The sequence below is a fragment of the Taishania pollutisoli genome (assembly GCF_014518315.1).
In the GTDB taxonomy this organism is placed as follows: domain Bacteria; phylum Bacteroidota; class Bacteroidia; order Flavobacteriales_D; family Crocinitomicaceae; genus Taishania; species Taishania pollutisoli.
Genome location: NZ_JACVEL010000008.1, coordinates 49,973 through 73,144 on the forward strand (window position 1 = coordinate 49,973; position 23,172 = coordinate 73,144).

Annotated in this window: 23 protein-coding genes; 17 read left to right on the forward strand and 6 right to left on the reverse strand. The window is 40.7% G+C overall.

The window, feature by feature from the left end; all coding sequences use genetic code 11:
* Nucleotides 1-73 precede the first annotated feature (73 nt).
* The 6 genes from gcvT (at nt 74) to H9Y05_RS11785 (ending at nt 6,556) form a co-directional block, all read left to right on the forward strand.
* Nucleotides 74-1,159, forward strand: coding sequence for a glycine cleavage system aminomethyltransferase GcvT (gene gcvT, locus H9Y05_RS11760; RefSeq protein ID WP_216714398.1), 1,086 nt, complete (start codon nt 74-76; stop codon nt 1,157-1,159).
* Between the two features lie 2 nt (nt 1,160-1,161).
* Nucleotides 1,162-2,628 (forward strand): 1-hydroxycarotenoid 3,4-desaturase CrtD, encoded by a 1,467-nt coding sequence (crtD, locus tag H9Y05_RS11765; RefSeq protein ID WP_163491929.1) that lies wholly within the window; start codon nt 1,162-1,164, stop codon nt 2,626-2,628.
* A gap of 131 nt (nt 2,629-2,759) precedes the next feature.
* The gene (locus H9Y05_RS11770) at nt 2,760-3,203 is read left to right on the forward strand and encodes a Fur family transcriptional regulator (protein WP_163491930.1); all 444 of its coding nucleotides are present in this window, start codon (nt 2,760-2,762) and stop codon (nt 3,201-3,203) included.
* 7 nt (nt 3,204-3,210) lie between these two features.
* Nucleotides 3,211-3,564 carry an STAS domain-containing protein gene (locus H9Y05_RS11775; protein ID WP_163491932.1) on the forward strand — a complete coding sequence of 118 codons (354 nt, stop codon included), beginning with the start codon at nt 3,211-3,213 and terminating at the stop codon, nt 3,562-3,564.
* Nucleotides 3,561-4,835, forward strand: coding sequence for an adenylosuccinate synthase (locus H9Y05_RS11780; protein ID WP_216714399.1), 1,275 nt, complete (start codon nt 3,561-3,563; stop codon nt 4,833-4,835). The genes H9Y05_RS11775 and H9Y05_RS11780 overlap by 4 nt, the downstream gene beginning before the upstream one ends.
* A 38-nt stretch (nt 4,836-4,873) precedes the next feature.
* Nucleotides 4,874-6,556 (forward strand): OstA-like protein, encoded by a 1,683-nt coding sequence (locus H9Y05_RS11785; RefSeq protein WP_216714400.1) that lies wholly within the window; start codon nt 4,874-4,876, stop codon nt 6,554-6,556.
* A 133-nt stretch (nt 6,557-6,689) separates the two neighbouring features.
* Here the strand turns inward: H9Y05_RS11785 and H9Y05_RS11790 are convergent, their stop codons facing one another.
* Nucleotides 6,690-7,589: a C40 family peptidase gene (locus H9Y05_RS11790; RefSeq protein ID WP_216714401.1), complete on the reverse strand. Its 900-nt coding sequence runs from the start codon at nt 7,587-7,589 to the stop codon at nt 6,690-6,692.
* Nucleotides 7,590-7,813: 224 nt separating this feature from the next.
* Between H9Y05_RS11790 and htpG the strand changes: the two genes are divergently transcribed.
* Complete coding sequence (gene htpG / locus H9Y05_RS11795) at nt 7,814-9,703, forward strand: molecular chaperone HtpG (RefSeq protein WP_216714402.1); 1,890 nt, start codon at nt 7,814-7,816, stop codon at nt 9,701-9,703.
* A gap of 99 nt (nt 9,704-9,802) precedes the next feature.
* Here htpG and H9Y05_RS11800 read toward each other — a convergent pair whose 3' ends face one another.
* Together H9Y05_RS11800 and radC are read right to left on the reverse strand one after the other, a co-directional pair.
* Nucleotides 9,803-10,618, reverse strand: a complete 816-nt coding sequence (locus tag H9Y05_RS11800; protein WP_216714403.1) for a hypothetical protein — start codon at nt 10,616-10,618, stop codon at nt 9,803-9,805.
* A 63-nt stretch (nt 10,619-10,681) separates the two neighbouring features.
* Complete coding sequence (gene radC / locus H9Y05_RS11805; RefSeq protein WP_163491941.1) at nt 10,682-11,371, reverse strand: RadC family protein; 690 nt, start codon at nt 11,369-11,371, stop codon at nt 10,682-10,684.
* 168 nt (nt 11,372-11,539) lie between these two features.
* On the opposite strand from radC, the gene H9Y05_RS11810 reads away from it, so the two are divergent.
* The 10 genes from H9Y05_RS11810 to H9Y05_RS11855 all read left to right on the forward strand — a co-directional run bounded on the left by H9Y05_RS11810 (nt 11,540) and on the right by H9Y05_RS11855 (nt 20,768).
* Nucleotides 11,540-12,568, forward strand: a complete 1,029-nt coding sequence (locus H9Y05_RS11810; RefSeq protein WP_216714404.1) for a metal-dependent hydrolase — start codon at nt 11,540-11,542, stop codon at nt 12,566-12,568.
* Nucleotides 12,561-13,721, forward strand: coding sequence for a glycoside hydrolase family 3 N-terminal domain-containing protein (locus H9Y05_RS11815; RefSeq protein WP_216714405.1), 1,161 nt, complete (start codon nt 12,561-12,563; stop codon nt 13,719-13,721). Before H9Y05_RS11810 ends, H9Y05_RS11815 begins: the two co-directional genes overlap by 8 nt.
* A gap of 45 nt (nt 13,722-13,766) precedes the next feature.
* Nucleotides 13,767-14,381, forward strand: coding sequence for a hypothetical protein (locus tag H9Y05_RS11820; protein WP_216714406.1), 615 nt, complete (start codon nt 13,767-13,769; stop codon nt 14,379-14,381).
* A 41-nt stretch (nt 14,382-14,422) separates the two neighbouring features.
* Nucleotides 14,423-15,196, forward strand: coding sequence for an enoyl-CoA hydratase-related protein (locus tag H9Y05_RS11825; RefSeq protein WP_216714407.1), 774 nt, complete (start codon nt 14,423-14,425; stop codon nt 15,194-15,196).
* A gap of 118 nt (nt 15,197-15,314) precedes the next feature.
* The gene (locus H9Y05_RS11830) at nt 15,315-16,181 is read left to right on the forward strand and encodes a hypothetical protein (protein ID WP_216714408.1); all 867 of its coding nucleotides are present in this window, start codon (nt 15,315-15,317) and stop codon (nt 16,179-16,181) included.
* Between the two features lie 52 nt (nt 16,182-16,233).
* Nucleotides 16,234-16,878, forward strand: a complete 645-nt coding sequence (locus tag H9Y05_RS11835) for a protein-L-isoaspartate(D-aspartate) O-methyltransferase (protein WP_163491950.1) — start codon at nt 16,234-16,236, stop codon at nt 16,876-16,878.
* Between the two features lie 18 nt (nt 16,879-16,896).
* Nucleotides 16,897-17,349 (forward strand): peptidylprolyl isomerase, encoded by a 453-nt coding sequence (locus H9Y05_RS11840; RefSeq protein ID WP_163491952.1) that lies wholly within the window; start codon nt 16,897-16,899, stop codon nt 17,347-17,349.
* Nucleotides 17,350-17,418: 69 nt separating this feature from the next.
* On the forward strand, nt 17,419-17,907 hold the full coding sequence (locus H9Y05_RS11845; RefSeq protein ID WP_163491954.1) for a GNAT family N-acetyltransferase: 489 nt from the start codon (nt 17,419-17,421) through the stop codon (nt 17,905-17,907).
* A gap of 84 nt (nt 17,908-17,991) precedes the next feature.
* Entirely contained in the window at nt 17,992-19,884 is a 1,893-nt protein-coding gene (locus tag H9Y05_RS11850; RefSeq protein WP_216714409.1) for a T9SS type A sorting domain-containing protein, read from the forward strand.
* Nucleotides 19,885-19,997: 113 nt separating this feature from the next.
* Entirely contained in the window at nt 19,998-20,768 is a 771-nt protein-coding gene (locus H9Y05_RS11855; RefSeq protein WP_163491957.1) for an AMP nucleosidase, read from the forward strand.
* 33 nt (nt 20,769-20,801) lie between these two features.
* Here H9Y05_RS11855 and H9Y05_RS11860 read toward each other — a convergent pair whose 3' ends face one another.
* The 3 genes from H9Y05_RS11860 to H9Y05_RS11870 form a co-directional block, all read right to left on the reverse strand.
* Entirely contained in the window at nt 20,802-21,581 is a 780-nt protein-coding gene (locus H9Y05_RS11860) for a DUF3050 domain-containing protein (RefSeq protein WP_216714410.1), read from the reverse strand.
* Nucleotides 21,582-21,673: 92 nt separating this feature from the next.
* On the reverse strand, nt 21,674-22,555 hold the full coding sequence (locus H9Y05_RS11865; RefSeq protein ID WP_216714411.1) for an aldehyde dehydrogenase family protein: 882 nt from the start codon (nt 22,553-22,555) through the stop codon (nt 21,674-21,676).
* Between the two features lie 182 nt (nt 22,556-22,737).
* On the reverse strand, nt 22,738-23,139 hold the full coding sequence (locus H9Y05_RS11870; protein ID WP_235992191.1) for a four helix bundle protein: 402 nt from the start codon (nt 23,137-23,139) through the stop codon (nt 22,738-22,740).
* Nucleotides 23,140-23,172: the final 33 nt, after the last annotated feature.

Consider the following 23,172-nt stretch of genomic DNA (forward strand, 5'->3'; position numbering starts at 1 on the left):
CAACGGAAGATCAAAAAAACAGGACATTTTCAACATCATGACATAATTGTTATATTCGCACAAAATTTAAATCATGAAGTACGTAACTCTAAACGATAAACACATCGCATTAGGAGCTAAAATGGTTTCTTTTGCAGGATTCAACATGCCCGTTCAATATGAAGGAGTCAACAGCGAACACGAAACAGTTCGCAACGGTGTAGGTGTATTTGATGTTTCTCACATGGGAGAGTTTTTAATAACAGGTGACAAGGCATTGGAGTTGATCCAGAAAGTTGTTTCCAATGACGCGTCTAAACTGACAGACGGAAAAGCTCAATATGCATGTATGCCAAATGAAACCGGTGGAATTGTTGACGACTTGATTATTTACCGATTCAGCGCTGAAAAATATTTGTTGGTGGTCAATGCTTCCAATATTGAGAAAGATTGGAACTGGATCAGCAAATACAACGAAGCAATTGGTGCGGAAATGCGTAACTTATCAGATGATTATTCTCTGTTGGCAATCCAGGGTCCGAAAGCAGCAGAAGCAATGCAATCGTTGACAAGTGTAAAATTGGATGAAATCCCGTACTATAGTTTCGAGGTGGGTCCGTTTGCAGGTGTTGACTATGTAATCATTTCGGCGACGGGGTACACCGGAAGCGGTGGTTTTGAAGTGTATTGTAAAAACAGTGAAGTCGAGCAAATCTGGAACAAGGTATTTGAAGCAGGTGCACCTTTCGGAATCAAACCGATCGGGTTGGCAGCACGCGATACACTGCGTCTGGAAATGGGATTCTGCCTGTATGGAAATGACATTGATGACACCACTTCTCCGCTGGAAGCAGGATTGGGATGGGTAACAAAGTTCACAAAAGATTTTGTCAATTCAGATCAACTTCAAAAACAAAAAGAAGAAGGTGTCAGCAGAAAATTGGTTGCTTTTGAATTAGTTGACAGAGGAATTCCGCGTCACGATTATGAAATCACGGACGGAAACGGAAAGGTGATCGGAAAGGTTACTTCGGGAACGATGTCTCCGAGTTTAAAACTGGGTATCGGACTGGGATATGTTCCAACAGAATTGGCAGCATTGGATTCTGAAATTTTCATCAAAATCCGTGACAAGGAACTGAAAGCAAAAGTTGTAAAAGCTCCTTTCTATAAAAAATAAACATGAAAAAAGCAGCTGTCATTGGTGCCGGTATCGGCGGGCTTGGTGCAGCTGTCCGCCTGGCAAAAGCCGGTTATGAAGTCACCGTATTTGAAGCCAATGGCTTTGCGGGCGGGAAAATAAATTCAAGAACATTGGGTCCGTATCGTTTTGACATGGGCCCTTCTGTTTTTACATGTCCTGAATACGTTAAAGAATTGTACGATTTGTGCGGAAAAGATTTCAGTGAATTCAAATACCGGAAACTTCCCGAAACATTCACCTATTTCTTTCCCGACGGTCAGCAATTTACACTTCCGAATAAGCGGGAAGAACTGTTAAATGTACTGGTCAACGAGTTGGGAGAAGACCCCAAAGCGATTGAAAAATACCTTCGGAAAGCAGGTAGGAACTACCGCCTTATCGCCCCCCTCTTCATTGAATCTTCCTTGCATAAGTGGGGACATCTGTTGAATAAAAACCTGTTGAAAGCGTTGTGGAACATTCCTTCCTACAAGCTCAATTCAACAATGGACGAAGAGAACCGGAAGGCGTTTAAAAACCCGAAAACCGTACAATTGTTTAACCGTTTTGCGTCCTACAACGGAAGTAGTCCGTTTGAAACACCTGCAATGCTGAATATGATTTCCCACCTGGAATTAAATGACGGGGCATATTTACCCGCCAACGGAATGGTTCAGATTGCAGATAAAATAAAGGAACTCGCTGAAGAGCAAGGTGTCCGGTTTGTTTTTAACACAAAGATTGACGAGATTGTCGTACACAATAAAAAAGCGGTCGGTGTACGGTACGGCTCAACCGTTTTTGATGCTGATGTGGTATTCTCGAACATGGATATTGCTTACACCTACACGAAACTTTTACCGGGAGAGCAACATCCTGAAAAAATTTTAGCGCAGGAAAAATCAAGTTCCGCAGTTGTTTTTTACCTGGGGATCCGAAAAAAATTCAACCAGCTGGGAGTACACAATATCTTTTTCTCTGCTGATTATAAAGAAGAGTATCACCACATTTTTCATAAAAAAGAAATCTACAGTGATCCGACCATCTACCTCAATATTACTTCCAAGGAAGTTCCCGGTGATGCACCTGTTGATGGTGAGAACTGGTTTTTGATGATCAATGCTCCCGTTAATGTCGGACAGGACTGGCAGGAATATACGCAACGGTTACGCACAGTAATGATTGATAAAGTCAGCCGTTTTTTGGGCGAAGACATCCGTCCGTACATTGAGGTTGAAGATGTCATGAACCCGGTATTGATTGAAGAATGGTACAGTGGAAAGCAAGGCTCCATTTACGGGAACTCTTCCAACAGTAAATTCGCTGCGTTTTACCGGCATCCGAATTTTTCGAAGCAAATTAAACAGCTCTATTTCGTAGGTGTTACCGTGCATCCGGGAGGCGGTATTCCCCTGGCACTCAATTCCGCAAAAATCGCTGTGCGCTGCCTGTTGGAATCAAACTGATTCCGCATCTCTTTTGCATTACGTATGGTTTACTCTACGATCAAAAAATTGTGAACAAGACGTGTAAAACTTGTTGCTTTTTTGGACCTCAATTAAAGTATATTAACTAACTTTGCGCTTTACCAAGCGTTATGAGCAATCAGGACATACAAGAAGTTGTAAAAAATATATTTTCAGCATACCTCGAACAAAACGGACACAGGAAAACACCTGAGCGGTTTGCGATCCTCGCGGAAATCTATAGTTACCCCGGCCACTTTGACGTAGAAACATTGTACATCAAAATGAAAAACCAGAATTACCGGGTTTCCAGGGCAACACTCTACAATACAATCGAATTACTTCTTGCCTGTAATTTAGTCCGAAAACATCAATTCGGAAAAAACATTGCTCAATTTGAGAAATCACATGGCAACAAACAACACGATCATGTCGTTCTCACAGATACAGGCGAAGTCATTGAATTCTGCGATCCCCGGATTCAAACAATCAAATCCACGATTGAAGAAGTGTTTGGTGTAGAGATTCAGCACCATTCCCTGTATTTTTACGCTGTCAAGAAAAAAGAAGATTAATCCTGTCATGAGTTTTAGCGCGGAATTATCTGTAAAAGATACAGTTCTTATTGTTTCCCTCGAAGGAAAGGTATTGGAGGAATCTGTTCTGAAGCAGTTACTTTCCGATATTGACAGTCAACTGGGAGAAGTAAAAGGAAAACTGGTTATCAATATTGAAAAACTGGATTATATCAATTCAACCGGAATTAATTTTTTCATCAAAGCACTCACCAAGGCACGCGTTAAAAATGGTGATTTGATCCTGAGTGGCGCACAGGGAAGCGTATTAACAATTGTACAGGTCTCCAAAATGAACGAGGTCTTCACGATGACAGAAACAGTAGAAGAAGCATTAACAATACATAACACAAAGAAATGAAAGTAGATGTACTTTTAGGATTACAATGGGGCGACGAAGGAAAAGGAAAGATCGTTGACGTATTAACACCTCAGTATGACATTATTGCGCGTTTCCAGGGGGGGCCAAACGCAGGTCACACACTTGAGTTTGAAGGAATCAAGCACGTATTGCATACCATTCCTTCCGGAATTTTCAGAAACGATGTGATCAACATCATCGGTAACGGTGTGGTGATCGATCCGGTCGTTTTTCAGAAAGAACTGGAAAAACTGGCTCCGTTCAACATTGACTACAAAAAGACACTGCTGGTCTCCAAAAAAGCGCATCTTATTTTGCCAACACACAAGTTACTGGATGCTGCTTCCGAGCACTCAAAAGGAAAAAATAAAATCGGCTCCACATTGAAAGGAATCGGTCCTACATACATGGATAAAACCGGAAGGAACGGTCTTCGTGTCGGAGACATTTTCTCCCCTAACTTTAAAGAAAAATACGACGCATTGGTTGAAAAACACGAAGGAATGCTGAAGCACTTTGAAGGATTTGAGTATGACTTATCAGAACTCGAAAAACCATGGTTTGAAGGAATCGAAATATTGCGCGGACTGACAGCTATTGACAGCGAACAATATATGAATACGGCATTAAAGTCCGGCAAGAAAATTCTCGCTGAAGGCGCACAGGGAACGTTATTAGATGTTGATTTCGGAACGTATCCGTTTGTGACATCATCCAATACGGTGACAGCAGGTACGTGTACCGGGCTGGGAGTTGCTCCTACGAAAATCGGTAATGTGATCGGTATTTTCAAAGCATACTGTACACGTGTGGGATCAGGACCTTTCCCTACGGAACTGGATGACGAGGTAGGTGAATTCATCCGCCAGGAAGGGCATGAATTTGGTGCAACAACAGGACGCCCGAGAAGAACGGGATGGATTGATCTCCCGGCATTGCGCTATGCGATCATGATCAACGGAGTAACGGAACTTTCAATGATGAAAGCAGATGTCCTGGATAAGTTTGAAACAATCAAAGCCTGCACACACTACATCATCAACGGCGAAAAAATGGATTATTTCCCGTTCGACATCAACGATGCGGAAGTAACGCCTGTATATGAAGAAATCAAAGGGTGGAATACAGACTTGACAAAATTGACTAATTTTGCCGACGCTCCGCAAGCATTGAAAGATTACGTTACTTATTTGGAACGAAATTTGGAAGTGCCCGTAACAGTTGTTTCGGTAGGTCCGGACAGAACGCAAACATTGAATACAAAGAATTGATTTCGATTGTTAACATATTCAGAAAATTTGCGCTTGTAATGAGCGCATTTTTTTTGTGTACTGCCATTTATGCTCAGTTCGGGGAATTACTCCCCGGTTCCAGCGCATTGATATACGATGAAAAATCAGGTGTCCACAAACTGCTGGATGGTGCCAATTTTGTATACCAGGGAAATACCATGTATTGTGATTCAGCCTATTATTTTGAGAAAAACAGAACCATTCGCGCTTACGGAAATGTTCACATTCGTAAAACAGATAATGTCAACTTATTTTGCGATTCACTCTGTTATTATTCTTCCAACGGATTGGCAACACTCTGGGGAAATGTAAGAGCGACTGATTCTCAATACCGGTTGACGACTGATTCCATGACATACAACACGAGAAATGAGCAGGGAATTTACCGGAACGGAGGGAAAATAGAAAACATGCTGAAACCGGAAGTGCTTACCAGCAAGATCGGCTACTTTTACCCCAACTCCAAAAACTTTTTCTTCCGTACCAATGTCGTGTATACTTCTGACGAACTGCGTATGACAACCGATTCGCTACAATACAAATACCAGAAAAGCACCTGTTATTTTTACGGCCCGACCTGTATTGTAACGGAAGATGCATTTATGGAAGGAGAACGGGGATGGTACAACATGGAAACAGAAGACGGTAGCCTGATTAAAAATGCGGTCATTGAACAGGAATCACGCATTATAAAAGGCGACTCGTTGCTGTACGCCCCCAAATCAAAAATTGCCGAAGGGTTTTGTGATGTATTTATTCACGATACCAAAGACAGTATTGCATTTTACGGACACTACGCCATTATGGATGATTCGTTGAAATATTCCCTGCTGACCGACGACGCGATGATCATCAAGTACCAAAAAGAAGATACCTTGCACATTCACGCAGATACGCTCTACAACAAAAATGATTCACTTGATAACCGCGTGTTGACACTCGGGTATCATGGCGTCAAAATATTCAGCTCAAAAATACAGGGCATCGGAGACAGCCTTTCGTATGCAAAAGCTGACGGGTATATGGAACTCTATAAAAAACCTATTCTATGGGCTCAAAAAGGGGAACTGAAAGGAGATTCAATGCGGGTGTACATGAACGATTCAACCATTCATGAAGCACGAATCTGGGGAAAAGCAACCGGAGTAATGGAAATCGACTCCGGCAAGTATTACAACCAAATCGGGGGAACGGAAATGTTTGCCTATTTTGTTAAAAATGAACTAACGAGTGCAAAGGTGATCGGAAATGCACAAACCATCTACTTCCCCGAAGACGAAGATAAAAATCCCCGTCTGCCGGACAGTATTCAACCGATCGATTCCACAAAAACAACGATCCCTGATTTGGACTTCACCTCCCCTTCTCCGATCGATTCGCTTCCTGTGTTCAATGAAACCGATTCAATGCAGGTGGAGCTGCAACCGACAGATACACTAACGATCAATGATACACTTACCGATTCACTTGCTCTGAAACAACCCGTAGTCATCAAACGAATGGGAATGAATCGTTTTTATGCTTCCGAAATCAAAATATACCTGGACAGCGGAGAAGTCATTGGTGTAACATACTACGAACAACCGGATGGTGTCTTTTATCCAATGGATAAAATCAACAAGGAAGAACAATTCATTCAGCATTTTTCTACCAATTTTGCACTCCGTCCGAAATCGGTAGCAGATTTACTGAAGGATTAGAACTAAGTTTTTTTTTCCACGAGCATAATGTTCGAGTTTGTTGTGGAAGTTTTGGATTTTAATTTCCGTTCACAAACCAACAACTCTTCAAATCTGTGGTAAAGAAATCGGTTCTATTTGTTAGACGACGATCTTACTCCAAAAACGTTCCGTACCCTTTCAGGCGTTTATTCCAGTATTCGGAATTATGAATTTCGGTAATGACAATTCCTTTGGAAGTACTTGCATGAATCATCACCGGAGCCTCTCCTTGTTCGGAAATAATCATTCCTACGTGGTTCACCCCGCTTCCGTTATCAAAAAATACCAGGTCTCCTTTCTGAACTTTATTTTCTTTCAGTTTTTTAGAATTGGTGTACTGATCTCCGGAGCGTCGCGGAAGGTTAACTTTATATGCACTGAACACATAACTCGTAAACCCGGAACAGTCAAATCCAGCAGGTGTACTTCCTGTATAAACATACGGTTTCCCCAACTGTTGTTTAGCAAATTCAACAATTTCATCCCTGTTCTTCGAATCGAACGAAAACTCACGGACCACTTCTTCCGAAGGCTTCGGTTTTTCAATCGGTACTTCGTCATTGATCACCGGTACTTGTTCAAATAATTCGGCTACAATCATCGATAATTGATCGGATTCTTTTTGGTTTCCCTCCCGTTTTAAGTCTCCGATACGGTTCAATAAATCCTGCTTCAATGCCGCTACATCACTCAAATGATTCTCAATCACTTCTTGTCCGTCACTGGTTGACAGCAATTTCAGATACAATGCTTTCGCATCTTCCAGCGCATGAGGGCGCGTCCGTGCCCACTGTTTATTTTCCGTCAGTTGAAATGTACTCAACGCACGGTAAAATGCCGGCACTCTGGAATAATCATATTCAGGTTTATCCAGTAACTTCCCGGACTGTTTGTAAACTTTCAGGTAATGTCCCTGTGAATAATAAAGTTCCAAACGGTCAAAAGTCGGAGTTTGTGCACTTACTGTCCCACAAAATAATCCAATCAATCCAATCAACAACCAACGCGTCATAATCTACTTTTTCTATACACGAAGAAACAATATTTTATGGCTTTTATTCCTGACAACAGAGGAAAGTGGTTAACACCTGAATGTTAATTAACACGTGCTAACGGCAAATAACTGTCTGCAATGTTTACCAATTCCTGACACAAATGAATCCGGTTATTGACACTTTGTCAGTTTTTTTCCTGTGGTACAAAAATTGAAAAGAGGAATGCAAAAAAGTAATATTCATGAGAACAGGACAAATAAATGTACAAACGGAAAACATCTTTCCGATCATCAAGAAATTTTTATACTCAGATCATGAGATTTTTTTACGGGAATTGGTTTCCAATGCAGTTGATGCATCGCAAAAGCTGAAATTCTTTGCTAAAAACGGAGAGTTTAAGGGAGAGCTGGGGAACCTGAAAGTGGAAGTAATTCTGAACAACGAAGAAAAAACGCTAACAATCCGGGATAACGGGATTGGTATGACAGCGGAAGAAATTGATAGGTACATCAACCAGATCGCTTTTTCCGGAGCAGAAGAATTTGTTCAGAAATACAAAGGAAAAGAAGGTGCTGAAAACATTATCGGGCACTTCGGGCTTGGTTTTTATTCCGCATTCATGGTCGCTGAAAAAGTACAAATCCGAACAAAAAGCTTCAAAGACGGATCGCAGGCAGTACAATGGGAAAGCAACGGTTCGCCTGAATTTACCATTACAGATATTGAAAAAACAGACCGGGGAACAGACATCGTGTTGTACATCGCTGAAGATTCACTCGAATTTTTGGAGAAAAACCGCATCAATGAGATTTTAACCCGTTATTGTAAATTCTTACCGGTTCCGGTTCTTTTCGGAACAAAAACAGAATACATCGATTCACCGGAGGGAGAAAAAGACGAGGACGGAAAAGTAAAACGTGTTGCTGTAGATGTTGACAATCAAATTAACAATACCACGCCGGCATGGACGAAAGCGCCGATTGATCTGAAACAGGAAGATTACGACAGTTTCTATCGTGAACTCTACCCGATGACATTTGAAAATCCGTTGTTTCACATCCACCTGAATGTTGATTATCCATTCAATTTGACCGGGATCCTATACTTTCCGAAAATCAAAGAAAATGTAGAGGTACAACGCAACAAAATCAATTTGTACTCCAACCAGGTATTCATCACTGACAGTGTTGAAAACATTGTTCCCGAATTCCTGACATTACTGCATGGAGTGATCGACTCTCCGGATATTCCGTTAAACGTATCCCGCTCTTATTTGCAAAGTGACGGAAACGTAAAGAAAATTTCTGCACACATTACAAAAAAAGTGGCAGATAAGCTGGCGGAAATGTTTAAAAATGACCGCGCGGATTTTGAATCAAAATGGGACGATCTGCAGGTATTTGTCCAATATGGAACCCTTTCTGAAGAAAAATTTGCAGAAAAAGCCAGAAATTTCAGCCTTGTAAAATCAACAGATGGAAAGTATTATACAGTAGAGGAATACAAGGATAAAATTGCAACACTCCAAACAGATAAAGACGGAAAAATCGTTGTGTTATACACCAACAATCCCGAATTGCAATATGGTTTTGTGAAAAAGGCAAACGAAAGAGGATACGACGTACTGAGCTTTGAAAGTCCGCTGACACCTCACTGGATCAGTAAAATGGAACAAACGTTTGAGAACCTTACATTCGCTCGTGTTGATGCAGATACGTTGGATAAACTCATCAAAAAAGACGAAGAAATTCCTTCAAAATTATCAAAAGAAGACGAAGAAAAGTTAAAACCGGTGTTTGAAGGAGCATTGAAGGAAAAAGAAAAATTCACGGTTCAGTTTGAAAGCATGAGTGCTTCCGAATCTCCTGTTATCATTACACAACCTGAGTTTATACGTAGAATGATGGAACAACAGCGCATGGGCGGCGGCGGATTTTTCGGTGCTTTCCCGGAACGTTACAACATTGTTGTCAACAGTAATCACGAGAAAATTTCAGAAATTCTCGCAACGTCCGGAGAGGAACAAACGAAAAAGGTAAAACAGTTAACAGATCTGGCACTGCTTTCTCAGGGAATGCTGACAGGAGAAGCGTTAAATGCTTTTGTTGAACGCAGCATGGAACTGGTTTAACAGTCAACTGTATAGAAAAGCAAAGCCCTCGTGATATCACGAGGGCTTTTTTTTGATCAGTATATGGTGGTGGTATTTAAGCGCTTAATGGTCAATTCATTATTTATTTTTTTCCTTTGTCAATGCTTCATCCCATGAGAAATTAAACGATTGAGACGGCAAATCGACAGCAACCGCTTCGGTGAATACATCTGTAAAATTCAGATTCATTTCTACTTTTTGCATATCGTTCAGGCTACCTCCCGGCATCCGTTCCCAATTGGCACTAAAGCTATCTGATCCTCCCGGAAATAACAAAATCGGATCTGTTTTCTTACCGTTTGCATATTCCTTTCCGTCCGGCATCAACACAGATATCTTAGACGGAGAAACAAAACCAATTTTCTTCCCTTTGTATTGAACATTGAATTTGGAAGTCGTTGCGCCTGTTTCTTTTTTGTACCCTTTCAGTTCAACATAGAAATCGCCTGTCGAAAAATCATTTTTGCTTGGCGGGAATGTAAATCCCGGGGCAGCAAACTTTTCATCTGTTGGTACAACACGTTGAACTCCGTTTAGTTCAAATTTAAAGTCACGAACGTTATTATAACCACTTCCAAGAGCAACAATGGTCTTACTCTTTTTCTTATATGGTTCAACGATGATGAATTTATCTTTTGGTGTAACTGTTGTACCGTTAATGGTAAAAACACACTTAGAAGCATCGAATAATAAAAACTCACTGCTGGTGTTTTCAATTTCCAACTTGAATTTGATCTCAGTTGCCAGACCTACGATATTCGAAATTTCAACCGAATAATTTTCTGCTGCTTGCTTTTGATTGGCGTAATAAATCTTTTCCTGCCCGAAGGAGAACATAGAAGTTAACAAAGCAGGAACAACAAACAGATAGGGTTTAAGTAATTTTCTTTTCATTAGCACTAATAATTTATTTTAATTGAGAATGGAATTACAATATTTGTGCCATTAAATTTGATTCTAAATCATCCCTTCATCTGCAAAACTATAATATCCTGATTCGGATATAATTAAATGATCAAGAATATCGATATCAATCAATTTCCCGAACTCTTTGAGTTGTTGCGTTAGTTTTCGGTCCTGCTCGCTGGGGCTCAATCTTCCACTGGGATGATTGTGCGCGAGGATAATTCCGCTGGCATTCAACTCCAGGGCAGTTTTAAAAATAATCTTCCCGTCGGCGACAGTTCCGGAAATCCCTCCGATTGAAATTTGCTTTTTTTGCAGTACATAGTTCCCCCTGTTGAGATAAAGCACGTGAAATTCTTCGTGTTTCAAATCCTGCAAATCGTTGCTGAACAAATCAAAAGCGGACGGAGAGGAAGTTACTTTCATTCGGTTTCTGGGACCAACACACTGCCTTCGTTTTCCCAACTCAATGGCAGCACACAACTTAACTGCTTTTGCGGGACCGATTCCTCTGATTTTTTTTAGTTCGTTGATGTCCATTTTCCCGAAAAGATGGAGGTTGTTTTCATTTCTTTGCAACAATTCCTGGGCAACATCCAATGCTGAACGGGCGGAAGTTCCGGAACCTAATAAAATGGCAATGAGTTCTGCATCTGACAATGCTGATTTTCCCTTCAGGAGCATTTTCTCCCTCGGACGGTCATCTTCCGCCCAGTGTTTGATACTTCGGTTTAATTCCATAGATTAAAAGATAGGTTTACAACTAAAGGTACAAAAAAATTACCGGGAATCCTCCTCTTCGTCCACATTTTTAATCTTTTTTCTGATGTATGGATCTGTACTGGTTTTAATCGGGAAAATATGTCCTCACTGGTTTTATTGATTAATTTTGTGTTTGAAATTTTTTGTATGGATTCGTTGACACAAATTGTACTCGGGGCTGCGGTCGGTGAAGCGGTCGGAGGGAAAAAAATGGGGATAAAAGCTGCATTCTGGGGTGCCATTGCAGGAACGATTCCTGATTTGGATGTTTTTCTAAATGGTTTTTATCACCCGATAGAAGCGGCACTGGTTCACCGGGGATTTTCTCATTCGATTTTGTTTGCCGTTCTGTTTTCTCCTGTTTTTGCATGGATGTTGTTTCGTCTGTACAAACGAAAATACGAATACAAAACGTGGATACTGCTGTTTTTCTTTGGTATTGTAACACATCCGTTGCTGGATGTTTTCACAAATTACGGCACTTCATTGTTGTGGCCATCTCCCGAACGGTTATCCCTGGATTCTGTTTTTGTGATTGATCTGTTGTATACGGTTCCGTTTTTGATCTGTGTTGTGGTTGCTATTTCGATGAAGCGAACATCTCTATGGCGCAATCGGGTTAACTGGATCGGGATTATTTATTCTTCGGGTTACCTGCTGTGGGGAGTTATTGCGAAATATACGATTGAAAACAAAGCAGATACTTATTTTGCTCAGTCAGGAGTCAGCGTTGATCGTAAAATGGTATCCGCAATGCCTGCAACGACGTTCTATTGGACCATTATCGGAGAAAACCGGGAAAATTATTATGTGACTTACAAATCCGTTTTTGGTGAATATAAAGCCACTGACCTGGAAATCATTCCGAAAAATCATCAGTTACTCGATGAATTAAAATGGAAAAAAGGAGAAGAAGGATACCCTGAACTGTTAAAGTTTATTTCAAAAGGCTATTATACAATTGAACGGAAAGACTCGTTGTACAACTTCTATGATTTGAGGTTCGGAACGGCAACAAAGCTCACCAACGGTAAAGCAACTACCCCTGTTTTCGGATTTGGCTTGATTGTTGACAACGGAATTGTGGAAAAAACAGAACGGATCAGGAACAGAGGAGCATTTTCTATGCTTAACTTTGATGTCTATTGGAACAATATATTTGCAAACTATGAATAAATTTTTCACCTTTTTTTTATTTGCGGGAATCTCATTCGTTTCCTGTACACAGAATGATGATCTGGTAGTCCAAAAATTGCCAAAATCAAGCGAGACAAAACAACCGGCACCGCAAGAAAAAGCGGACACATTAACCATTGAAGATTATTTTTCAAATTCAAAAGTGATTGATGAGCGTGTTGATAAACTGTTTTCAAAACTGAGTGATGAAGAAAAAGTCGCGCAGTTAATCATGCCGGCCATGGGGCGACTGGGACAAACGGAAGAAGTGATCATGAAGTTGGTAGCGGCAAAAAAGATCGGAGGAGTACTCATGCTCAACGGAACAAAAGAGCAATTTACAAAGTGGATTGCAGATATCAATGCAAAAAATGCTGAATTGGGTGTGCTGCCGTTCTTATACAGTGCAGATGCAGAACCGTCGTTGGTGAATAGAAAAATTACAGGTTCAACGGTAGTGAAGAAAGCAGCTGAACTGACAACAGAAGAAGAAGTTCGTACAGTTGCCCAAACCATTTCCAAAGACCTGAATGAAATCGGCATCAACTACAATTTTGCTCCGGTTTCCGATATGGCATCCAATTCAACAGTCGGGTACCGTGGATTTGGAAAAGATCCGAAAAACATTGTACCATTCTCCTGGGCATTTATTGAAGAGTCGAGTAAAGCAAATATTATTTCAACGGCAAAACACTTCCCGGGACATGGATTAGTATCCGGAGATACGCATAAGGCTTTACAAGTGATTGATGGAGAATTGAAAGAACTTGCTACGTTTAAGGAGTTAGCTGCGAAAAATGTTCCTTCCATTATGATCGGACATCTGGCTGTGAAAAATAACCCGAAGTACAATACCAATGGACTTCCTGCAACGGTTTCCCCGGTCATTGTGACGGATTTATTGCGCAAGGAATTGAATTACAAGGGACTGGTAGTAACCGATGCCATGAACATGGGAGGAGTAACGCAGGTTCCCAATGTAAATACAGCAGTGATTGAAGCAGGATGTGATATTTTATTGATGCCCCTGGATGCGGAAAAAGCACATACCGAGATTTTAAAGAAATACCAGGCTGATACTGCATTCAAAGCAAAAGCAGATGAGGCCGCTAAACGGGTAATCCGCATGAAATTGTGTCTGGGATTAATGTAATTCGCGCTATCTGTAAATCAACACCAAATTAAATAATCGTTTCAAATGAATGTGTCAACAACACTTTCAAGGTTCATTTTATTTTTCGTAATCGCTATCATTAGTTGTCGATTTACAAGTGCGCAAGATGAGACCGGAGAAAAAACACCCGGACCGTATTACATCAAAGATTTAAGTGGTACCATTCACCATTATGATAAAATCAAACTGATCATGAGTCGTTATCATTGCTATGAGGGTGAAGTGGTTGTGAAAATATACCCTTACAAAGAAGTTTTATCTGGTTTTACAGGTTTTGATGGCAGGCAATTTTTATTCGGAAACATAAAAAAAGGTGCATTAGTAAAAGGAAGAAAAAAATATATGATAGAAGTGAATGATCATGGAAAAATGATCCTATCATATACAACAAGTAACGCCACTGTTAGCTATTATGGTTCGTCAACAGCTTATTACGTTTGCATAAATAATAAAGTAACCCGTGTTCCGATCTTAGCAAAAAACATTTCGGGTTGGGAAAATATATTTACAGGTTGCCCTGGTTATGAATCGATTATTAAAGATTTCAACTCCAGGAAAATGGAAGAATATTGGGGAGTTCAAGAAATAATAAGTGCACTTTCTTCAGTTTATTATCGGGATTATTTCGAAGAATATTAAACAGCAAGTAAGTTTTGCTATCTTTAATCTCAAAAATTAAAATGGAAATCATTGTAACAAATAATAAGGGGGTACGGACACTGAAACTCAACCGTCCGGCAGTATTTAATTCATTCAACCAGCAAATGGCGTTTGCTCTGCACAAGGAATTAGATGCTGCGGAACAGGATGCGACGGTGCGTGCAATTGTGCTCATCGGTGAAGGAAAAGCGTTTTGTGCAGGTCAGGATTTAGCAGAAGTAACAGATCCCAACGGACCGGATTTACCCTCCATCGTAAAAGATCATTACAACCCGATTATTGAACGCATCAGAAACATCGAAAAGCCGGTAATCGGCGCTGTAAACGGTGTAGCGGCAGGTGCAGGTGCTAATATTGCGCTGGCATGTGATATGACCATTGCAAAGAAAAGTGCTGCATTCATCCAGGCTTTCTCAAAAATAGGTTTGATTCCGGATTCGGCAGGTACTTTCTTCTTACCCCGGATTATTGGTTTCCAAAAAGCTGCTGCTTTGATGATGACCGGAGACAAAGTTTCTGCTGACGAAGCAGTTTCCCTGAACATGATTTACAAGGCTGTTGAGGATGATATTTTTGAAACAGAAGTATATGCATTAGCAGAAAAATTAGCACAAATGCCGACAAAAGGATTGGGATTGACCAAACGGGCACTCAACGCAAGCCTAACGAATAACTTGACGCAACAACTGGCTGTAGAGGGTGAATTACAAACCATTGCCGGACAAACATACGATTTCAACGAAGGAGTAAACGCATTTTTAGAAAAAAGAGCGCCTGTATTTAAAGGAGAATAACGACCTCCATTCTGAAAGATAACTGCCGTAGCGACACACATGTTACTGCGGCTTTTTTGTTGCAGTGAAATTGTTCATTGTAACAAACGAAATGCATGATCGTTATAAAAAAAACTACATGAGAAACATTCCACTCCTCTTCCACCCTGTTTTTATTATCAGCCTGTGTGCATTACTTTTAAATGATTTTTACCTTAAATCTCATTATGGAAACATTCTTACTGGAAAACTATCCGATTTCTCCGGACTGATTGTATTTCCAATCTTTTTTGCAGTTGTTTTTCCTTCATCAAAAAAATGGATTACTTTAGTTACTGCTAGTTTATTCCTACTCTGGAAGACACCTGTAGTAACCCCCATTATTGATTGGTTCAACACATATGCATTTTTTACAATAAACCGGGTGATTGACTACACAGATTACCTCGCACTGCTGATACTACCCATGGCACATCGGATTATCAACACAGAAGAAAGAAACGAAACCAATCGTCATTTTATGACCACCGTACTACGATTCGGACTATTAGGAACAACCGGATTTGCAATTTGTGCCACATCACAGGTACGCCACTTATGTAAAGACCCCATTCCTTCAGGAACGGTCTTCATCGGTAAGAAATATACAATCAAACAGAGCAAAGAGGCTGCCATTCAACAAATCAAATCAATGGGCTATGATGTAAAGCTGGTGACAAGTGAACATCCATGTTGGTATGACACCACTTTTTATTATCAAACGGATCACATCATTGCAGAATTACCTTATGATTACCCTCCGGGATATTATAGTGAAAGAAAAACGGATACAATTGTCAATGTAAAATATAAACTGATTCCTGTCAATGATAAAAAGGTTAAAATAGAAATCATCAACGTGACCTTAACAAAGAATGATTACATCCAAAACTGGCGTGTATTAAAAAATTTATCCGAGCGCTATGAAACTGCTATCCGGGAAAATTTTGTCGAAAAAATGAAGTAACTATCTACATCCTTTTCCCCTGATAAAGCAAATCTTTTACTAACTTTGTAGCATGCAGGATACGTTCAAGCACAAAGGTATGAGAAGGCAGCTGATCAATGAGCTGCGGGAGAAGGGAATTGAAAACGAACAGATTTTAGAAGCATTTGACGCCATTCCACGTCATTTTTTCCTCGATTTGGTATTCGAACAACAAGCGTATAGTAATCAGGCGTTTCAAATTGGTGCCGGTCAAACCATTTCACATCCGTACACAGTTGCATTTCAGACACATTTACTGGAGTTGAAAAAAGGTGAAAAAGTACTTGAAATCGGGACAGGATCCGGATTTCAGACCTGCATTTTATGCAAGTTGGGGGCAAAAGTATTTTCCATCGAACGGCAACGTGAATTGTTTCTGAAAGCAAAAAAAATCATTGAACATTTCAATTTCAATCCTCGGTTGGTATACGGTGACGGTTATGCCGGACTTCCATTACTGGCTCCTTTCGATAAAGTACTTGTTACCTGTGGCGCTCCTGAAGTACCTGCCGCATTGATTGATCAACTCAAAGAAGGTGGCATCATGGTTATTCCTGTCGGAGAAGGAAAAGACCAGGTCATGTTAAAGATCAAAAAACTTCCGGACGGAGAAGTCGACATTCAGCAATATGGTGTATTCAGTTTTGTACCCATGCTCGAAAATAAAGTAAAATAATAATTTTAATCCAATAGAATGCAAGCAATCATCAAAACAAACAAAGGTGAAATGAAGGTGGATTTATACACCGAAGATGCACCAAATACCGTAGCAAACTTTGCGAAACTGGCAAAAGACGGTTTTTACGACGGTTTGAAATGGCACCGCGTACTTCCGAATTTCGTAATTCAGGGAGGATGCCCGAATTCCCGCGACGGGGCAAGCGGAGTTCCCGGAACAGGAGGTCCTGGTTATAAAATCGATTGTGAATTGAAAGGTGGAAACCAATACCACGACAGAGGAGTGCTTTCCATGGCACACGCAGGAAGAAATACAGGAGGTTCACAATTTTTTGTATGCCATTCCCGTGACAATACTGCTCACCTGGACGGAAACCATACGTGTTTCGGAAAAGTGATTGAAGGAGTGGATGTAGTGGATGATATCCGTCAGGGAGATTCCATTGAAAGCATCACAATCATCGATTAAATAGAATCGCATTGACAATACAATCAGAGCCCTTGGAAACGAGGGCTTTCTCGTTAAAGCAATAACAACATGAAAAACGGTAATATTCGCCCGGCAACAAAAGCTGATGCCCAAGTCATCGTAGAGTTGATCCGGCAACTGGCAGATTATGAAAAACTGTCCCATGAAGCAGTCATGACGCCCGAACTCATTGAGAAAAATGTGTTTGAAAATGGATATGCACATGTGTTGCTGGTTGAAGAAAATGAAGCAATCATCGGATTTGCGCTTTACTTTTTTAATTTTTCTACGTTTCTGGGAAAACCCGGATTATACCTGGAAGATCTTTTCATTGAACCGCAGCACCGAGGAAAAGGATATGGAAAACAACTACTGATCGAACTCGCACGGATTGCTGTTGAAAAAGAGTGCGGACGCATGGAATGGATTGTCCTCGACTGGAATACTCCTTCTATTGAATTTTACAAATCTTTGGGTGCTTTTCCGTTGGATGAATGGGCGGTGTACCGACTTACTGAAGATAAAATGAGAATACTTGCGTCTGCTGACAGAAAATAAATCTTACGAAAGCGTAAAATCCTCGCAACAAATACACTAACTTTGAAATAATCAAGGTGTTAATAAATTCACCCCGGTATTATTATGAAAAAAATCAATGTGACGTTTTTACTACTGCTAGTAAGTTACCTGTCTGCTTTTTCACAACTTCCCGTTATCAATGGATGGACTCAATTCACCGTAAGTCCTGACACCCGAATTATTTATGTAAGTGATGTGGATGGAAATGATGCTACTGCTGAATTTTATGCTCCGGGAGACAGTGAGGTTGGAAGTGATCCGTTTCTTCCATCCGGAACCGTTCAACCTTACAGAACCATCGACGCAGCAAAAGCAGCGCTTCGAGATGGGTTTCCTGACTGGATTTTATTGAAAAAAGGAGACGTATTCATCAATCAACATTTCGGCTTGATGAACATCAACGGAAAAAATGCTTCTGAACCAATGCTGATTGGAAGCTATGGCGTTTCTACTGAACGTCCGCGAATACTGACAGGAAGTGATAATCTGATTTCATTTACCGGAGCAGCTTCACACATTGCTATTTCAGGATTGTACGCAGAACCACATACACGTGCAGGCAGCGACGAACCGAGTGCCATTAACATTCTCAATGCGCCCTTTCACTCATTTCTTGTTGAAGATTGTTATTTTAACCTGTTCTGTATTCACATTGTCGTACAGGATTACAGCGGTTCTTCCTCCTACAGTCACTCCGGATTTACAGTCCGAAGAAACACCATTGTCAACGGATACCAAACCGGTGGCGGAGGCGGAGGTGTTTACATGCACCACATTGACAATATTCTTTTTGAAGAAAACCTGATTGATCACAACGGTTGGAGTACAACGATTTCCGGAGCAGATGCAACAGGATTCAGCCACAACACCTATTTTCAATCCAGTTGCAGTAACCTGACATTTAAAGACAACATTGTTTCCCGTGCTTCGGCGGTAGGAATTGGTGCACGTTGTGGCGGAATTATTGAAAACAACCTGGCACTGTCCAATCCCCGCAACCTGTTTATAGGATCATTTGATCCCTCTCAGATTAACTGGCCCACAGAAGGTGTGTCAGGAGAAGTAAAACACAATGTCATCCTCGGTGCGCGGATAGAGCCTTACGATCCCGGAAACGGAATTACGATTGATCGGGTGCGGAATGTTGAAATCAGTGAAAATGTCGTTGCTCACTTTACGGAAACCGGAGCCTACAACACGGCTATTGGTCTGGATCACATTGAAGATGTAGCGATCCGTCAAAACATTATTTACCGTTGGGGAAACAACCAGACATCAGGATTTGATTTTGCAGCGGGACTTCAATTCGGTACCAATAAACAAGGCGTAATGCTCATTGATTCCAATGACATTCAGTTAGAAAATCCGCTGGCATATTGCGTCAATACCAATGGTTCTTTTTCCAATCTTACCTTTCGCGGTAACCGGTATCACAATGTTGTCAATGCACCTGACTGGTTTGCTGCCGGAAATTATACTTCCTGGGTAACAGCCAGTGGAGAAACGGGATCGTTACAGTTGGATGTCACCTACCCGGATCCTGAACGGGATATTTCTACCTATTTGACAAGTATCGGAGAGACCGGCGGATTGGAAGAATTCATTACGTTGCGCAAACAGCTCAGTAAGAATAACTGGGATTCACGCTTTACCGCAATGACTGTAAACGATTATATCCGGGAAGGTTTTGGAGTAGCTTCGCTCAATACCGTATCATTGGCTGCAATTTCTTCTCCGTCAGACATATTGCTATACCCGAATCCTGTTCAGGGAGGTGTTTTGACAATTGAATCAGCAGCTCCTGCATCCTATCTGATTTGTGATCAGGTTGGTCGAACGGTTCAGTCAGGACAATTGGAAAAAGGAAAACAACACATTGACCTGACTGCACTTAAAAATGGTAGTTACCTCATCCGGATCAACGAGAAAAGCACACAGTTGATGATCAATCACTGAGAACTTCTTTCACAATTATTAAGATTTATCCTGTTGCAATGCATTACAATGTCGGTAGTTTTTTCTATTTTTAAGAAACAAAAGAACAACTTACATTTTTACATTTACAATACATGAAAACAAAAGAAGAAATCGTCAACAATTGGTTACCAAGATACACAGGAGAAGAATTAGAGAATTTTGGTCAGTACATTTTACTGTGTAATTTTCACAATTACGTAGCTATTTTCGCAAAACAATTTGATGTTGAAATCAAAGGCATCGGAAAGCCGATGCAATGTGCAACAGCACACGGAATCACCATCATCAATTTTGGAATGGGTAGCGCCTCTGCGGCAACGTGTATGGATTTACTGTCTGCTATTCACCCGAAAGCAGTTTTATTTCTTGGGAAATGCGGCGGCTTGAAGAAAAAGAGTGAGGTCGGGGATTTAATTTTACCGATTGCAGCAATCAGAGGTGAAGGTGCCAGCTCGGATTACTTTCCACCGGAAGTCCCTGCTCTGCCCGCTTTTGCGTTGCAAAAAGCCATTTCAACAACCATTCGCGATCATGGAAGGGATTATTGGACAGGAACCTGTTACACCACCAACAGACGCGTTTGGGAACACGACGAAGATTTTAAGAATTACCTGAAAAAAATCCGTGCGATGGCAATTGACATGGAGACAGCAACGATTTTCAGCGTTGGCTTCTTCAATGAAATTCCTACAGGAGCATTGTTACTCGTATCCGATCAGCCGATGATCCCCGAAGGAGTGAAAACATCGGAAAGTGACAATAAAGTAACGGCTCATTTTGCAGAAGACCACGTTAAAATCGGAATTGACTCTCTGAAACAGCTGATTAACAACGGACATACGGTCAAACACCTGAAATTCTAGGCAGGTTCTGCGAATCGATTCGTGCCGGGGGAATTAATTTCTATTGCGAATTTCATTCAACGCACCGTCCCACAGGTTAATACGTTGTTGCAGTGCCTGTATCACGGCCTGTTGTGCTTCTTCCCAATTGGAATCTGATTCACCGCACAAATTAGAAGTCATGTCCAGTGCCAAATGACTGTGATGATCACCATCCACTTCGATGTGACGTTCCAGGTAATATTTGTAAATGGAGACACTTTCCGGGAATGTTTGTTCAATATCTTTTACGATGGAAATGAACATTTCAGGAATTAAGTCCTCGCGCCCGAATGTAAATACAGCCGACTGCAAATACGGTTTACCACTGTTTACCACTTCAAAAGTCGTGTTAATGAAATCACGGATCGCCGGAGCTACATTTGCGGCTTCAAATGCTTGTTCAAAATCTCCGGTTTGTTTCATCACTTCCAAAAACGCTGTGATTTTTGTTGTATCAGCACCACACTGTTGCATGGCTTCCAGGTACAACTCAAAATGGCTTTTACGGTTGCCTTCGTGATCCAGATCCGATTCTTCACCTGCAACGATTTCGTTGATCAGATAACGGGTGGTTCCATTACCAACGGGAAACCACGGAACGGTGGTACACGTCAGGTTGATTTGCAAAACTTTCAGTAAAGACATGAAATCCCATACGGCAAATACATGGTATTCCATGAAAATCTTGAGGTCATCCAGACTTTTAACGGATGTATACAATTCGTGGTTAATAATCTGTTGTCGTAGTGGTTCGATTGATTGATAAATCTGTTGTACGCGTTGTTCTGTCATAGTTCAACTAAAATCTGATAAGGGTGCAAAAGTACATAATTACTGTGATACTTTCCTATCAATCAGAGCAACATTCCCTTAAATAATATGCGTCAATAACTGGAAGTACTTCCCCCAATGTTTTCAACCGGATGCCAGGTTGTTTTCAACTCCATGCAATCCGTGATTTGATACAATCCCTGTGCGTCCGCTTTGCTCCAATCGGTCTGCATTTCGATCACGCGTTTCAAATTCAGCGCACTGCTTTTTCGCAGAGAAGCATTCAGTTCTTTCGAATCCGATCCCAATACGATTGCGTTCACATCCATGTGTGTTCCCAAAACACTTGCAGGTTCGTCCGGTTTTCCTGTGAGAATATTCACCACACCTCCGGGAACATCCGAAGAGTTGATCACTTCAGCAAACGTAACTGCACACAAGGGTAAGTTTTCAGCAGCGAGTACAACAACCGTATTTCCGCTCGCAATGACAGGAATTACCTGTGAAATTAAGCCAATCAGAGAAGTTGACTGATCCGCAATGATACCGATCACGCCCATTGGTTGATACACCGAAAAATTAAAATGTGATGATGTCACCGGATTCACGCTACCTGTCACCTGTGAAACTTTATCACACCATCCTGCATAATAAACCACACGATCGATACTTGCTTCCACTTCCTGCTGCGCCGCTTTTTGCGTGGATCCCTGCAATACCAGTTCTTCCACAAATTGTGCTTTTCTGCCTTCCAGCATTTCAGCTATGCGGTATAGGATCTGACTTCTGTTGAAAGCTGCGCGCTCCGACCAGGATCCAAATGCTTTCCGGGCAGCAACCACCGCATTTTTTGCATCTTTTTTCGAACACAAACAGACATTACCCAGTGGCTCCCCTTTTTTATTTAAAGGAACGTAATAACGACCTGATTCCGTTCTCGGAAATGCCCCTCCGATATAAATCTTATATGTTTTTATTATTTCCAAACGACTCATAGTTTTTAATTATCAAGTTTTTTAATTATCAATGCCTTGTAATTATCAATGCCTTGTAATTATCAATTATCAAAGGATTAATTATCAAAGGACGAGCCATACTGAAATTTCATTTCTGACATTTGATAATTGATAATTTAGTAATTGATAATTTAGTAATTGATCATTCAGTACTTATTCATTCAACATTTATAATTTTTACTTCTTTTCACATTTTCTTTCGTACGAATACTAATTGTTTTGATGATTTTAAGTAACTCCTCCGCTTCCTGACATAATGGTTGCAGTGTTTCTTTCTCTTCATCAATATATTCAATCAGTAATTCCATCCAATATATACTTTCATCACATTCTTTCTGGCAAATAGCCAGTTTATGTATAAAATCAGCTTTACTTTCTGCATTTTTCGCTTCTCTCATATTTGCTCCGACAGAAGTTGCAGATCGAAATAATTGATTTGTTATAATAAACTCTCTGTGCCTTTCTTTCAAATACTTACAGGTTCTTATCGTGTTTAATGCAAAATCGAAACTTCTTTCTTTTATATCTTTATTGAATTGACTCATAACGGGTTCCTTTTCCATTCAAGTTAATCAATAGTTTCTAATTATCAATGT